Source organism: Corynebacterium stercoris, from assembly GCF_024160105.1.
In the GTDB taxonomy this organism is placed as follows: domain Bacteria; phylum Actinomycetota; class Actinomycetes; order Mycobacteriales; family Mycobacteriaceae; genus Corynebacterium; species Corynebacterium stercoris.
In genome coordinates, this window is the sequence record NZ_JAMFTQ010000004.1 from 12,022 (window position 1) to 26,728 (window position 14,707).

Consider the following 14,707-nt stretch of genomic DNA (forward strand, 5'->3'; position numbering starts at 1 on the left):
GCCGGTAAGTGAGGGCCGGCCGCGGGTGCCTAGCGCCTGCGCTCCGCAAGCGCGAGGGCGAGCGTGATGGCGCTGAGCAGCGCGAGGAGGCCGGCGAGCACGCCGACGAAGCCGGCCCACGGCAGCGCCTCGAACGCGCGGCCCGTCGCGGCCCCCAGGATCGAGGAGCCCATGTAGTAGGAGAAGACGTACAGGCTGGACGCCTCCGCGCGGTCATGCTCGGCGATCTGACCGACCCAGCCGGATGCGGTGGAGTGCATGGCGAAGAAGCTCGCCGTGAAAATGAGCAAGCCCGTCAGCGTCAGCCATAGGTTCGGGCTGGCGCCAATGAGCGCGCCCGCGAGCATCAGCACCGCGCCGGCGAGCACCACGCGTCCCCGGCCGAAGCGGCGCACGAACGTGCCGGCGCGGGCGCTCGACCACGTGCCGGACAGGTACATCACAAACGCGAGGCCGGCCAGGGACGGCGGCAATCCGAAATCGTTCACCGCGCGGAAGCCGAAGAAGTTGTACATGGACACGAACACACCCATGCCGAGGAAGGCCGTGAGCGCGAGGCCGACCAGCCGCGGGTTCCGCAGGTGGCCGACGACGGCAGCGAATTCCGCGGCCGGGCGAATCGACGCCTTCGGGCGGAAATTGCGCTGCTCAGGCAGGAGCAGCATGGTGGCGACGGCGAGTGCGAAACTCACGATCGAGCCCGCCGCGAGTGCCCACCGCCACGTCGAAATCTCCAGCATGAACGCGGGAATGAGGCGGCCCATCAACCCGCCGATCGTGTTGCCCGCGATGTAAAGGCCCATCGCACCGGGCAGGTCGCGGTCGTCGAGCTCCTCGCTGAGCCACGTCATGGCCACCGCGGGCGTGCCGGCGATGAGGGCGCCCTGCAGCGTGCGCAAGAGCGTCATCTGCTCGATGGTCTGGCACAGCGGGAGGAGCAGGCCGACGCCCGTCGCCGCCACCGCGGAGATCGTGAGCACCCGGCCGCGGCCGTACTTTTCGGAGAGGATCGACGCCGGAACCACGCACACAGCCAGCGCGCCCGTCGCTGCCGACACCGTAAGCGCGGCCTGCGAGGGGGTGATGCCCATCTCTTCAGTCAGTGTGGGCAGCAGCGCCTGGGTGGCGTAGAGCGAGGAGAAGATGGCGAGGCCGACGAGCAGCATGCCGATTGTTGCTCGGCGATACTCCGGCGTGCCCTTCCTCATGTGTCTTATGGTGGCCCGCTGTGGTGGTGGGTGCAAGCTGCCCCCGGGGCGGGAGCCTGCCCCGGGCTGGGAGCCGGCCCCGGGCTGGGAGCTGCTGTTTGGGGGCGGTGTTCTTTTTCTGAAATGCGATACATACTGGATTCGGCGCACATAATTCCCACTCGCGCACCTATGTCTCGAAAAACCACAGTGTGGCGCATTTGAAAAAAGAGAAACCCTCCCCCCGCGAGAGTGCTGTGACTCATGTGATTCGCGGGGAAAGGGCGTGCGCGCAGCGCTGAGCGTAAGACTTACGCAGCAGCCTTGGTGTAGCGCTCGTTGACGCCGTCCCAGTTGACAACGTTCCACCAAGCGTCGACATAGTCGGCCTTGACGTTCTTGTACTGGAGGTAGAAGGCGTGCTCCCACATGTCCAGCATGAGCACCGGGGTGAAGTCCACGGAAATGTTGCCCTGCTGGTCAGTCATCTGCTGGATGATCAGGCGGCCAGCGATGTGGTCGTAGCCGGCAACTGCCCAGCCGGAGCCCTGCAGACCGTTCGCCACTGCGGAGAACTGCTTCTTGAAGCCCTCGAAGGAGCCGAAGTCGCGGTCGATAGCCTCAGCAATCGCGCCGGTCGGTGCGCCGCCAGCGTTCGGAGCCATGTTCTTCCAGAAGATGGAGTGGTTGGTGTGGCCACCCAGGTTGAACGCGAGGTTCTTGGACAGTGCGCGGATCTTGTCTGCGTCTGCCTCACCGTTGCGCTCTGCCTCCAGCGCCTCGAGGGCGGCGTTTGCGCCCTTCACGTAGTTGGCGTGGTGCTTGGAGTGGTGCAGCTCCATAATCTCTGCGGAGATGTGCGGCTCAAGCGCGTCGTAAGCGTAGGGAAGTTCAGGAAGCTCGTAGACAGCCATGGTTAAATCCTTTCGTCGAAAAGCAAGTGCGAGCCCCATGGTAGACAAATTCGGAACACAAGGGCCGGAGCCGTCGTTAGAGAAGGTATGGGATTCCTTTTTGCACCGACTCCGAAATTGGTCCCGGCCGAGGCAGCGTTGCCGGGCCGCGAGACCCCGATCCTCGCCAACCCGCGTCCCCACGCCGTGCTGGGCACGCCGATTACCGGCCCGTGGCTGCCGGAGCAGCGCCGCCTGCTCATCGGCATCGGCTGCTTCTGGGGCGCGGAGAAGATGTTTTGGCAGCTCGACGGGGTGGATTCGACCTCCGTCGGTTATGGCGGCGGCGTGACACCGAACCCGACGTACCGCGAGGTGTGCAGCGGGCAGACGAACCACGTCGAGCTGGTTGAGGTGGTGTACAACCCAGCGAACATCGAGCTCAAGGAGCTGGTGCGCACCGCGCTTGAGGCGCACGACCCGACGCAGGGCTACCGCCAGGGCAACGACGTGGGCACCCAGTACCGCTCTGCCTTCTACACGGACACGGAGGAAGAGGCGACGCAGATCCGCGAGTGGATCGCGGAGTACGAGCGTTCGCTTGCCGACGCCGGCTTCGGCGCCATCACGACCGAAGTCGCCGCCGGCGCCGATTACTACCTAGCGGAGGACGAGCACCAGCAGTACCTGCACAAGGTGCCCAACGGCTACTGCCCCCACCACTCCACCGGGGTGGCCTGCGGGATCTAGCGGCCTGCGCGGCCCGGGCTCATTCGATCAGTCCGGGAGGCGACCCTAGTACCCGTACTTCGACGGGAAGCCGCCCGGGGGTTTGCGCAGCTTGACGGCATCGTTGTGGATCCATTCGGAGGCGCGCGCGAGCTGGTCCGCGCTCAACCCTTTGCCGGGGCCGTGGATCACGGCGTTCCAATACGCCACCGTCTCGTCGTGGTAGTTGTGCCCGTGGGGGCTGGGCACCTCCTGCGACATCAACTGGTCCACTCCGACCTGCCAGAACGTCACCAGCGGCATCCAGCGCAGCGTCTGCAGCACGTCGAGCTTCTGCGCGTCCGGAGCCTTCTGCCCGCGGGAGCCGGGTTCTGTCAGCCAGTCCGGGGCCTTCCACAGCAGGCTCGGCTCCCACCACACCACGGGGTCGGAGGCGTGCTGCGCGAAGACGTAGCGCGGGCTTTCCCACTCGTTCGCGTAGGCATCGCCCTGGAAGTCGTGTTCGAGGTGGTCTGGGTGGGCGACGAAGCGGGCGTGGCGTCCGCCGTCGACAAGCGGGAGGCGCTCGGGGCTTCCCGCTTCCCGACGCCTGGTCAGCTCCCTGTGGTTCTTCGCAAACCCCGGCACGCCGGTGAACACGCCGCCCGAGGTGCCCTTCATGAACTCCTCGACCGACTCGAACGCGTCGGACACGCCGTAGGCCCCGAGCGATTCGCCGCCGACGTACAACTTGGGGCGGGACGCTTCGTCGATACGCGAAAGCTCCTCCTGAATCGCGCGCGCGAGGATGCGGGAGGAGCGCACCGGGGACTCGTGGTCGGCGATGTAGGAGTACGCGGAGGGGAGGAAGGAGTACTGCATGGAGACGACGGCGCAGTCGCCGCGGGTGACAAACTCCAGGCCAGAGGTGTGGAAATCGTTGACCCAGCCGGTGCCCGCGCCGGACATGATGGCGATGTGGCTGCGTTCGAAGGCGCCGGTGCGGTGCATCTCGGAGATGGCTTCCTGCGCCATCGCCTCAAAATCCGGGGATTCGTTCTGCTCGAGGCCGTGGAGGCCGATGACGATGCGGATCGGCTCCATCGCCTCCTCGTCGCCGCCGAGGACGCGCTCGATCTGGGACTTGCGCGGGCCGCCGGCGACGGTGGCTCGGCCCTGGCGGCCCATGTCGCTCCAGTCGACGATCGAATCGGGGGAGCCGGAACGCTCCGGCTCCGTCGGCTGGTCGGCGCCGCGCATGAAGGCGCGGTCCAGCTCCGCGGCCTGGCGCGACGCGAGGGAGAGGAACTGTCGGATGACCAATCGGTCGGTGAACAGCAGGATGACACCGCCGCCGACCGCGATCGCCAGCGGCCAGGATGTCACCGGCGGCAGCTTCTTGCCGAAGACGCTGTTGATCGCGTCGACGAAGCTCTGGATGACTTCGCCGATGGCCAGCACCGCGCCGTAGCCGACGGTGCCGAGCGCGAGGCCGCCGAGGGTGTCCCAGACCGAGTACTCGCCCTCGACTTCGACGAGCTCCTCTTGGTGGTTGCGGCGCCACAGCGCGGTGCCGTACATGCCGAGCGTCACGCCCGTCATGGCGAGGCGCGCCGGCCGCGGCAGCGGGCCGCTCGCGCGCTGCTTGCCGGGGCGGACCGCTTGCGCGACGGCCGTCGCCGCACCGTGGCCGATGCCCTGCAGGACGCCGACGTTCATGGCGGTGGCGAACCAGTTGTGGGGCAGCAACGACGGCGAGACCGCGCCCCACGTGGCCACCTCCGCGCCGACCGCGCCTGCGCGGAAACTCTGGGGCAGCCGCTGCAGACCCTGCAGACGCAGGGCGGGGGAGAGGTCGGCGAATACCTGCAGGGCGGCGACCGGGGCGGCGAGGACACCGTCGCGGCTCACCGAGTACCGGCGCCGCGCGTTGCGCACCGAGTTCACGGTCTCCGGCACGACGTCGGACAACGGACCTGGCAGGCGGCGGAGGATGGAACGGGGGTTGAAGCTGCCGTCGACAAACATGACGCTCATTGTCCCAAAAATCGCGGCCGGGTGTGGGGCGCGATACCGTGGCACCCGTGACTGAGATTGTGGCGCACCGCGGATTCTCCGGCATGTACCCCGAACTCACCCAACGCGCGTTCGAAGCGGCGCTCGAGCTGCCCATTCACGGCATCGAATGCGACGTGCGCCTCACCCGCGACGGGAAACTCGTGGTGTTCCACGACGCGACGGTGAACCGCGCCACCAACGGCCGCGGCCGCGTCGGCTGCATGGATTACGCGGAACTGCGCGAACTCAACGCGGGCACCGAGGACGATCCGCAGCGCATCATGCTGCTCGAGGAGCTGCTGGAACTGATGCAGGATTACCCCGGCAAGCACATCTATATAGAGACGAAGCACCCCACGTTCTACGGCCCCGAGGTGGACGAGCAGACGCTGCGAGCGCTGCGCTACACCCACCTCTGGGACTCCGAATACGTGAACGTCATCTCCTTTTCCCACAAGGCTATTCGCTACTTCACCGAGTTCGCGCCGGAGCTGGAGACCTTCTACCTATTCCGCCTGCGGGAGAAGCAGTGGAATCCCGGCAACGCCATGCTCTCGCGCCCGTACGGCGTGGGCCCGGGGCTGACCCACCTGCAGGCACGGCCCTCCCTGCTGGGTTTCAAGGGTTTGAAGACGTACACCTGGACCGTGAACACCCCGCGCCAGATGCAGTGGTGCCAAGATCACGGCGTGGATGTCATGGCCACCGACCTGCCAGATCTGGCGCTGCAGACAATCGGTACGATTGCCAACCATGGCACCTAGGAAACCGAAGAAGCAGAAGGCCAAGGACACGCTGCCGGAGGGTATGACCCGCCGCGAAGCCAAGCTCGCCGCCCGCGCCGCCGAGCGCGAGGCCCTGGCGAAGGATCCCCGCCCGTTCGGCGGGCTGGCCGCCGAGACCGACCTCATCGCACTGCAGGAGTTCGTCCCCTCCGCAGTGGCAACGGCCGAGGTCAACGGTACCCCGATCAACCTGGTCACCGTGCTTCCGGGCGCCGGCGCAGGCCTAGTCCGCGCCGAGAGCGAGGGCGGCGAGCGCTTCGTCGCGCTCCAGGTCGGCTCCCACTCGCAGAACCCCGGCCGCGACTTGGCGTACGCACTGAACTGGGCGCTTTCCGCCGAGCCGGGCACGACGCTGGGCTCCACCGTCGCGGACGGCACGCAGCCGGAGCTTTCCACGCTTATCGACGCTTCCTCCGAGCTCACCATCACCGAGTACAACGACTTCTCGTGGTGGTTCCCCGAGGGCGCGCAAATTCCTGCCGAGGTGCGCCAGGCACTCGCCCGCGCCAACGACGCGGTTGTGCCTTCCTCGCAGGTCAAGGCCGACGTGCCAGGTTCTGTCTGGTGGGTTGATCCGGGCAACGGCAAGGCCCACATCCGCTGGGTGCGCCCGGAGGACAACGAGAACCAGATGCTCGCCGCCCTGGCCCGCATCGCCGCGCGCGGCGAGCTGCACCTGGGCGAGGGCTCGAAGTTTGCCGGCGCCTTCCGCACCCACGGTGTGGCCGTGCCGGTGTGGGACCTCGACCCGACCGTGCCGGCCGAGTCCTACGCGGACGCGCTGGTGACGCTGAACAAGGCGATCGAGGAGGAGTACGCCTCCGACGCGCAGCTCACCGCCGACGAGCGCAAGCAGCTGGACAACATCAAGTCCCGCCAGGTGACTATATAAGTCCGTCAGCGATTTCTTCCGCGAGTTCGGCCTCGAGCTCGGCCCTGTCGAAACCGAGCATCTCGATTGCGTCAACGAGTTCGATGCGCGCGCCACTGTCTGTTGCGAAGCGCGCCGCCACCAGGGTGGCATCGAGCAGATCTTCCGAGGTTTGCGCGTGCATGCCTCGAAACCTACCCGTGCACTTTCTCGCCGGCGACCCAGGTCTGCCAGGTAATCGGCATACCGGGGCGGTAGGCGAGGTTGATCGCGTTCTCCGCGTCTAGAACGTGCAGGTCTGCTGCCGCGCCGGGCACGATGGTGCCCTTGGCAGGACGGCCCTGGGGATCCTTGCCGCCGCCCGCATCGTGCCGTCGTAAAGCAAAAGCTCCGCCTGCGGTCGCGGCCTCGATCGCCTCGTCGAGCGTGAGGTACTGCTGCAGCACCGCGGTGGTGACGCAGAAGTTCATGGAGCTGGTGAAACTCGTGCCCGGGTTCAGGTTCGAGGCGATCGCGATGCGCGCGCCAGCATCCACCAGGCGCCGCGCCGGGGCGAGGTCCTCGCGGGTGGACAGGTCGCAGGCGGGCAGCAGCGTGGCGACGGTATCGGAGCCGGCCAGCAACGCCACATCCTCATCCGTGATGTAGTTGACGTGGTCGACGCTGGCCGCGCCCATCTCCACCGCGAGCGCCACGCCAGGGCCCTCGCCGAGCTGGTTGCCGTGGACGCGCACGCCCAAACCAGCGGCCTTGCCCGCTTCGAGGACGCGGCGGGACTGCTCCTCGTTGAAGGCGCCGCGCTCGCAGAACACGTCGATCCACTGCGCGTGGTCCTTGACCGCGTCCAGCATCGGGCCGACCACCAGCTCGACGTACTCCTCGGCATCCGCGCCGGGCGGCACCAGGTGGGCACCGAGGAACGTCACCTCATCCGCGTGGCGAGCGGCGACGCGCGCCGCTTCCGCCTCGGATTCGACGTTGAGGCCGTAGCCCGTCTTCGTTTCGAAGCACGTCGTACCGCCGGCGTGGCCAGCTGCGATGCGCTCGCGCACCAGCTGGTCCAAGCGCTCCTCGCCAGCGGAGCGGGTGGCCTCCATGGTCACCGCGATGCCGCCGGCGGCGTAGGATTCACCCGCCATGCGCGCCTCGAATTCTTCCGCGCGGTTACCGTCGAACACCATGTGCGTGTGGCTATCCACCCAGCCGGGCAAAACCGCGCGCCCGCCCAGATCGACCACCTCATCCACTTCCGCGTCCGACGGCCTGTCGGCGGCGGGACCGAGGGAGTGGATAACGGGACCGTCGATAAGCAAGAAAGCGTCCTTGATGGTGCCTTGCTCCGAAACGGTGCGGAGTTCGCTGATGCCGGTGAACAGGGTGCGCATGGCGTCCTTTCTAGCGCGGATTGGGTTAGTCGCGGGCGGTGAACGGCATTGGAATGCGCACGCCGCGCTCCTCAGCCACCTCGTTGGCGCGGGTGTAGCCGGCGTCGACGTGGCGGATCACGCCCATGCCCGGGTCGTTGGTCAGCACCGCGCGGAGCTTCGCCTCGGCGATCTCGGTGCCGTCGGCCACGGTGACCTGGCCGGTGTGGATGGAGCGGCCCATGCCCACGCCGCCGCCGTGGTGGATGGACACCCAGGTGGCACCGCCGGCGACGGCGGTCATGGCGTTGAGCAGCGGCCAGTCCGCCACAGCGTCGGTGCCGTCCAGCATGGACTCGGTCTCGCGGTACGGGGAAGCGACGGAGCCCGAATCGAGGTGGTCGCGGCCAATCACGATCGGGGCCTTCACCTTGCCCTCGCGGACGAGGTCGTTGAAGATCACGCCGGCCTTGGCGCGCTCGCCGTAGCCCAGCCAGCAGATGCGGGCCGGCAGGCCCTCGAACTCCACGTACTCCTCCGCGGCGTCGAGCCAGCGGTGCAGGTGCTCGTTGTCCGGGAACGCCTCCTTGATGGCCTGGTCGGTGACCTTGATGTCCTCCGGGTCGCCGGAGAGCGCCACCCAGCGGAACGGGCCGAGGCCCTCGCAGAACAGCGGGCGGATGTAGGCCGGCACGAAGCCCGGGAACTCGAAGGCGCGGCCGTAACCGGCCTTGCGGGCCTCGTCGCGGATGGAGTTTCCGTAGTCGAAGACCTCGGCGCCCTCGTCCTGGAACTCCACCATCGCCTGCACCTGCGCGGCCATGGACTCGCGCGCCTTCTTGGTGAAGGTGACCGGGTCGGCGGCGGCCTCGGTGTGCCACTCGGCCACGGTGTGCTCGGTGGGCAGGTAGGACAGCGGGTCGTGGGCGGAGGTCTGGTCGGTGACAATGTCCACCGTCAGCTCGCCGGCGCGGTGGCGGCGCAGCATCTCCGGGAACACCTCGGCCGCGTTGCCCACCAGGCCCACGGACAGGGCGCGCTTCTCCTCCTTCGCCTCAGTGACCAGCGTGATTGCCTCCTCGAGGTCGGTGGTGACTTCGTCGAGGTAGCGCTTGGCCTGGCGGCGCTTCAGACGGGACTCGTCCACGTCCACGATCAGGCAGGCGCCGCCGTTGAGGGTGACGGACAGCGGCTGGGCGCCGCCCATGCCGCCGCAACCGCCGGTGAGCGTCAGGGTGCCGGCGAGGGTCCCGTCGAAGCGCTTGCGCGCAACCGCCGCGAAGGTCTCGAAGGTGCCCTGCAGGATGCCCTGGGTGGCGATGTAGATCCAGGAACCGGCCGTCATCTGGCCGTACATCATGAGGCCCTCATCCTCGAGCTCGCGGAAGTGCTCCCAGTTGGCCCAGTCGCCCACCAGGTTGGAGTTGGCGATGAGCACGCGCGGGGCCCACTCGTTGGTCTTCCACACGCCGACCGGCTTACCGGACTGCACGAGCAGCGTTTCGTCCTTCTCCAGGTCGCGCAGCGTGTCGCAGATCGCGTCAAAGGCCTCCCAGCTGCGGGCGGCGCGGCCGGTGCCTCCGTACACCACCAGGTCGTCGGGGCGCTCTGCCACCTCCGGGTCGAGGTTGTTCTGCAGCATGCGCAGCGGTGCTTCCGTCTGCCAAGACTTCGCGGTCAGCTCAGCGCCGCGCGGGGCGCGCACCTCGCGCGCGCCCTCGGACCAGTTCTTCGCCATCGGTGTGGGCCCCTTTCAACGTGTGTTGGTTGCGTGGTGTGTGCAGCGGGCCGGTCAAACCGGGGCTGTCCCCGCCGCGTTGGATGCAGGCTACCTGCGCAGCGCTTGCCTTCACCACGGCATCGTGCTGGAACGTGTCTCGGATTTGAGACGTCGCTCGCGGCGCATCAACGCAGCGTGCCGACGACCGCTTCCACCGCCGCCACGTACGTCCCGTCCTGCACCAACGCGACGGAATCGGCGATCTCCGGGGCGAGGAAGCGGTCTGTGGCCGGGCCGGCAACGCGCTGGCGCAGGGCCGCGATTGCCGCGCCAGTGCCGGGTGCGGTCTCGCCTTCGCGCATGTCCAGCGCTCGGGCCGCGGTGAGGATCTCCACCGCCAGGACGCGCTGGAGACCGTCGACGCTGCGGCGCAGCTTGCGGCCCGCCGCCCAGCCCATGGAGACGTGGTCCTCCTGCATCGCGGAGCTCGGGATCGAATCCGCCGACGCGGGCATCGCGTTGCGCTTCAGCTCGGACACGATGCCAGCCTGCGTGTACTGCGCGATCATGTGACCGGAGTCCACGCCCGGATCGTCCGCGAGGAACGCGTTCAGACCGCGGTTGCGGGCGGTATCCAGGAAGCGGTCGGTGCGGCGCTCGCTAATCGACGCAAGATCAGCCGCCACCACGGCCAAAAAGTCCAGCACGTAGGCCACCGGCGCGCCGTGGAAGTTGCCGTTGGATGTCACGCGGCCGTCCTTGGCTACCACCGGGTTATCCACCGCGGAGGCGAGCTCGCGGCCGGCCACCAGCTCGGCGTGCGCGACGGTGTCGCGGAAACCGCCCGCGACCTGCGGCGCGCAGCGCACCGAGTAGGCGTCTTGCACCTGCTTGGACTTGAACTCCTCGACGGCCGCGTCGAGGATCTGGGAGCCGGCGGCGACGGCGCGGATGTTCGCCGCCGCGTCGGCCTGGCCCGGGTGCGGGCGCAGCTCCTGCAAGTCCGCATCGAACACGGTGAGGGTGCCCTTGAGGCCCTCCACGGTCATGGCGGTGGCAATGTCGGCGACCTTTGCGGCATCCTTCAAGTCCGTAATAGCCAGGCACAGCATGCCGAGCATCCCGTCGGTGCCGTTGATCAGCGCCAACCCTTCCTTCTCCCGCAGCACGAGGGGTGCAATCCCGGCGTCGGCAAGCGCCTGCTCCGAAGGCACGATCGCCCCGCCGCGGACGCGGCACTCGCCCTCCCCGAGGAGCGTGAGCGCGCAGTGGGCGAGCGGCGCGAGGTCGCCCGAGCAGCCGAGCGAGCCGTACTCGTAGACCACCGGGGTGATACCGGCGTTGAGGACGGCGGCGTACGTTTCGGCGACGACCGGGCGTACGCCAGTGCGGCCGGTGCACAGGGTGGACAGTCGCAGGAGCATGAGCGCGCGGATGACCTCTTCCTCCACCTCCGTGCCGGAGCCCGCGGCGTGGGAGCGCACGAGGGAAACCTGCAGCTGGGCGCGCAGATCCTCCGGGATGTGTCGGCGGGCGAGCGCGCCGAAGCCGGTGGAGATGCCGTACACGGGGGTCGGATCGCTGGCGAGTTCCTCGACGCGCGTGCGGGTCGCGGCGATGGCCTCGATCGCCTCCGGATCGATAGCCACCTGCGCACCGTGGCGCGCAACGGCGACAACATCTTCGATGCGCAGCGCACCAATGCCGACGGTGACGGTGGAGGGGGAAGCGGAGTGGGCGGTCATGGCTGTCCTTTCGTGGGTCGAGGTGCATCAAGGGTGCACAAGGCGAGCGACGCGCGACAGCCAAACGCGGTTCGGCAGCCATCCTAAAGCAGCCCGGCCGTCGCCTGCTAGGGGAGGGGAATCAACGCTTGCCGAAGAATCGGTTGGCGATGTCGTTTGAGGTGGCTGACAAGGCATCAACGAGCGAAAGTTTGCGCTGCTCGGGCGCGCCCACCGGGAACGTGACGGCGAGCGCCGCGGCGGGGCGGCCCAGGTGGTCCACCACCGCGACAGCGACGGATTCCTGGCCGCGGCTGACTTCTTCGTACTCGCTGGCCCAGCCGCGCGCCCGCACCTCGGCGAGTGTGGCCTGCACGTCGCGGTAACGCAGCCTCTCCCCTGAAGAGTCGAACACGGCGCGCAGCTCCGCGTCCGGCAGGTGCGCCAGCATCGCGCGCCCGGATGCCGTGCGCAAGGCGGGCAGCCGCACCCCCACCTCGGTGACCAGGGAGACCGCGTGCGCCGCCCGCTGCTCGTCCAGGTACACAATCTCCGACCCCGCGAGGCGCGACAGGTGCGTCGACCCGCCCGCGAGCTGCGCGATCGACCCCATTGCCTTCGCCGCCATGCGCACCAGCGGCTGCTGTGTGGTGTACGCCTGCGCGATGCGGTAGGCGGCAAGCCCCAGGCCGTACGTGCTGGGCTTATCCAGGTGGACGACGAAGCCGGACTCCTCCAGCTCTTTGAGCAGGTGGTACGTGGTGGAGCGCGGCAGACCCAGCTCGCGCTGGATGCGCGCGGCCGAAAGCGGCGCGTCCGTGTTGGACAGCAGCGTGAGAATCCGCAGCACGTTGTGCGCCGCCGGGACCTGGGGCTTGCTCTCCGGGGAGTTGTTCATGGCTCACAGTATGCCGGGTGGAAACGCGGTTAAGCTGTGCGCCATGAACACTGTCTCCGCACCCCTGTTCGCCCCCGCCGAGCCCTGGTCCGGCCGCGACGACGGCCCCGGCCCCGAGCACGCCCGCTGGCACAGCGAGATGCAGTTCGGCGCGCCGCGCGATGCCGTGGCCCTCATCGGCTTCGCCTCCGACGAGGGCGTTGCGCGCAACGGAGGACGGCAGGGTGCTGCGTCCGGGCCGCAGGCGTTGCGCGCCGCGCTCGGCGGGCTCGCCGTCCACCACGAGCTACCGCTTTTCGACGCAGGCACCGTGACCACCCAAGGCGACGACCTCGAAGCCGCCCAGCGCGAGCTGAGTGACCGCGTCCGCGAGCTGACCGGCGCCGGGAACCTGGCGGTGGTGCTCGGCGGCGGCCACGAGACCTCATTCGCCTCCCACCGGGGCGCCTACGAAGCACTCGGGCCGCTCAAGGTGATCAACTTCGACGCCCACTTCGACCTCCGCCGCGCTGAGCGCCCGACCTCCGGCACGCCGTTTTTGCAGATCGCGGACCTGGTCGGGCGCACCGCCTTCGACTACAGCGTCTTCGGCATCTCGCGCCCCAATAACACCAAGGTGCTCTTCGATACCGCTGCCGAGCTCGGCGTGACGACGGTGGAGGACACCGAACTCGCTCTGCTCACCGCCCGCGAGGCCGCCGCCCGCGCCGTGGAGGCCGTGGCGGGCGACATGCCGATCCACCTCAGCATCGACCTCGACGTGCTACCCGCGGCAGTCGCTCCGGGTGTGTCCGCGCCGGCCGGGTTCGGCGTGGAATTCGCGCTGCTGCGCGCGATGGTCGAGGCTGTCGCCGAAACCGGCCGCGTGGCACTTGTGGATGTGGTGGAGCTCAACCCCGACTTCGATGTGGACCAGCGCACGGCAAAGGCCGCCGCGCGGCTGATCGACGATATCGTCGGCGCCCACGCGGCGGCCGTGGCCCCCTAGAACACCAGGTGCGCGACCGGCACCGTGATCAGCACGGTGAGCACGACGCGGATGAACCAGATGACCACCATCCGGCCGATGTTCAGCGGAATGTCGGTGGCCAGCACCGCCGGCACCATCGCCGAGAAGAAGAAGATCTGGCTCACGCACACCACGGCGACGGTGAACTTGAGCACCATGTCGTCCGAGCCCGCCACCAGTGTGGCCGGCAGGAACATTTCTGCGAGACCGGTGGCCAGCGCGCCCGAGGTCGCCCACGGGTCCGGCAGGCGCAGCGCCCACACCAGCGGGTAGAACACCACGCCGAGCGCCTTGAAGACCGGGGTGTATGTGGCCAGTGCCAGGCCGATCACGCCGACAGACATGATGCCCGGGATCACCTGCACGGCCATGGTGATGCCGTCGCGGAAGTTCACCCACAGCACCTTGCCCAGGCTGTCCGCCTTGGCCAGCTCGCGCTTGGCCTCGTTCCACGCCGCCACGAAGCGGTTGCCGGTGATCTGCGCTTCAGGGTGCGGCTGCGCGCCGGGGTAGTAGTCGTCGGAAATGCGGGAGATCGGCGGGATGCGCACGATGATCGCGGTGACGATGAACGTGATGACGAACGCGAGCCAGAAATACGCCGTCCAGTGGTCCATGATGTCGAGCGTCTTGGCCACGATGACCATGAAGGTGGCAGAGACCGTCGAAAAACCCGATGCAACGATGGCTGCCTCGCGGCCGTTGTAGTGGCCGGATTTGTACATGCGGTCCGTGATTAGCAGGCCGAGCGAGTAGGAACCCAGGAAGGACGCGACCGCGTCGACGGCGGACTTGCCCGGGGTGCGGAAGACGGGGCGCATGATGGGCTGCACCATCACGCCGATGAACTCCATCAAGCCGAAGCCCACGAGCAGGCCGAGGAAAATTGCGCCCACCGGAATCAGCAGGCCCACGGAGATGACCAGCTTGTTCAGGATAAACGGGCCGATGTCCGGGTTGTGCAAGAACGCCGGTCCGAAGCCGAACACCAGCATCGCGCAGAACACCACGGCCAGCACCGAGAGGAATGCGAAGACCATGCGCGCGATGTCTTGCCTCCACCGGCCGGAGACGAACTGGTAGACCGTGCCCGCGACAATCGCCGCCAACGCGAGGTATTGGGTGCCCTCGCCGAGCGTCTTGGTGATCAGCGTGACGATGTGATCCAGCAGAATCGTCCTCTTCTCGTTCCAAGTAAAGGGGATGAAGAAGGCGAATATGCCGATGCCCGAGTACAGGAAGAAGCGCCACACATGCGGCGCATGCACCGGGCTCTGCGTATCGACGTTCGTTTCAGACAACATGCCGTCGTATTGCTCGTGGGGCGCCGGGATTTCCTTGACGTCGTAAGCGGGGCGCAGTTTGCGGCTGATGCCCGGAGTTGCGGGGTCCATGCGATCTCCTTTCGGGGGTGGAAGTTTCTCACAGTTCTAATTCCCCGCCGTTGTCGCCGGAAGACACTGCGCAGGGCAGGAATCTGGGATACGAGA

General features: G+C 67.9%; 13 protein-coding genes. 4 read left to right on the forward strand and 9 right to left on the reverse strand.

Annotated elements, in window-relative coordinates; all coding sequences use genetic code 11:
- Positions 1-29 precede the first annotated feature (29 nt).
- Positions 30-1,208, reverse strand: coding sequence for an MFS transporter (locus tag M5J20_RS04765; protein WP_253577007.1), 1,179 nt, complete (start codon positions 1,206-1,208; stop codon positions 30-32).
- Between the two features lie 290 nt (positions 1,209-1,498).
- Positions 1,499-2,101 carry a superoxide dismutase gene (locus tag M5J20_RS04770; protein ID WP_253577009.1) on the reverse strand — a complete coding sequence of 201 codons (603 nt, stop codon included), beginning with the start codon at positions 2,099-2,101 and terminating at the stop codon, positions 1,499-1,501.
- A gap of 87 nt (positions 2,102-2,188) precedes the next feature.
- Here M5J20_RS04770 and msrA point away from each other — a divergent pair, with 87 nt between their 5' ends.
- Positions 2,189-2,830: a peptide-methionine (S)-S-oxide reductase MsrA gene (msrA, locus tag M5J20_RS04775; protein ID WP_253577011.1), complete on the forward strand. Its 642-nt coding sequence runs from the start codon at positions 2,189-2,191 to the stop codon at positions 2,828-2,830.
- Between the two features lie 45 nt (positions 2,831-2,875).
- Here the strand turns inward: msrA and M5J20_RS04780 are convergent, their stop codons facing one another.
- Positions 2,876-4,825, reverse strand: coding sequence for an alpha/beta-hydrolase family protein (locus M5J20_RS04780; protein ID WP_253577013.1), 1,950 nt, complete (start codon positions 4,823-4,825; stop codon positions 2,876-2,878).
- A 47-nt stretch (positions 4,826-4,872) separates the two neighbouring features.
- Between M5J20_RS04780 and M5J20_RS04785 the strand changes: the two genes are divergently transcribed.
- Both M5J20_RS04785 and M5J20_RS04790 read left to right on the forward strand, forming a co-directional pair.
- Positions 4,873-5,610 carry a glycerophosphodiester phosphodiesterase gene (locus M5J20_RS04785; protein ID WP_367614887.1) on the forward strand — a complete coding sequence of 246 codons (738 nt, stop codon included), beginning with the start codon at positions 4,873-4,875 and terminating at the stop codon, positions 5,608-5,610.
- Complete coding sequence (locus M5J20_RS04790) at positions 5,600-6,523, forward strand: DUF5926 family protein (protein WP_253577016.1); 924 nt, start codon at positions 5,600-5,602, stop codon at positions 6,521-6,523. The genes M5J20_RS04785 and M5J20_RS04790 overlap by 11 nt, the downstream gene beginning before the upstream one ends.
- Here the strand turns inward: M5J20_RS04790 and M5J20_RS04795 are convergent.
- The 5 genes from M5J20_RS04795 to M5J20_RS04815 form a co-directional block, all read right to left on the reverse strand.
- On the reverse strand, positions 6,516-6,686 hold the full coding sequence (locus tag M5J20_RS04795; protein WP_253577019.1) for a hypothetical protein: 171 nt from the start codon (positions 6,684-6,686) through the stop codon (positions 6,516-6,518). The genes M5J20_RS04790 and M5J20_RS04795 overlap by 8 nt on opposite strands.
- Positions 6,687-6,696: 10 nt before the next feature.
- Complete coding sequence (gene hutI, locus M5J20_RS04800) at positions 6,697-7,887, reverse strand: imidazolonepropionase (protein WP_253577022.1); 1,191 nt, start codon at positions 7,885-7,887, stop codon at positions 6,697-6,699.
- Positions 7,888-7,912: 25 nt separating this feature from the next.
- Positions 7,913-9,604 (reverse strand): urocanate hydratase, encoded by a 1,692-nt coding sequence (hutU, locus tag M5J20_RS04805; RefSeq protein WP_253577024.1) that lies wholly within the window; start codon positions 9,602-9,604, stop codon positions 7,913-7,915.
- A 167-nt stretch (positions 9,605-9,771) separates the two neighbouring features.
- Positions 9,772-11,331 carry a histidine ammonia-lyase gene (gene hutH / locus M5J20_RS04810; RefSeq protein ID WP_253577027.1) on the reverse strand — a complete coding sequence of 520 codons (1,560 nt, stop codon included), beginning with the start codon at positions 11,329-11,331 and terminating at the stop codon, positions 9,772-9,774.
- A gap of 121 nt (positions 11,332-11,452) precedes the next feature.
- Positions 11,453-12,208, reverse strand: a complete 756-nt coding sequence (locus M5J20_RS04815) for an IclR family transcriptional regulator (RefSeq protein ID WP_253577030.1) — start codon at positions 12,206-12,208, stop codon at positions 11,453-11,455.
- A gap of 43 nt (positions 12,209-12,251) precedes the next feature.
- Between M5J20_RS04815 and hutG the strand changes: the two genes are divergently transcribed.
- Positions 12,252-13,196 carry a formimidoylglutamase gene (gene hutG, locus M5J20_RS04820; protein WP_253577033.1) on the forward strand — a complete coding sequence of 315 codons (945 nt, stop codon included), beginning with the start codon at positions 12,252-12,254 and terminating at the stop codon, positions 13,194-13,196.
- Here hutG and M5J20_RS04825 read toward each other — a convergent pair.
- Positions 13,193-14,611: a YjiH family protein gene (locus tag M5J20_RS04825; RefSeq protein ID WP_253577036.1), complete on the reverse strand. Its 1,419-nt coding sequence runs from the start codon at positions 14,609-14,611 to the stop codon at positions 13,193-13,195. The two genes, hutG and M5J20_RS04825, sit on opposite strands and share 4 nt — an antisense overlap.
- Positions 14,612-14,707: the final 96 nt, after the last annotated feature.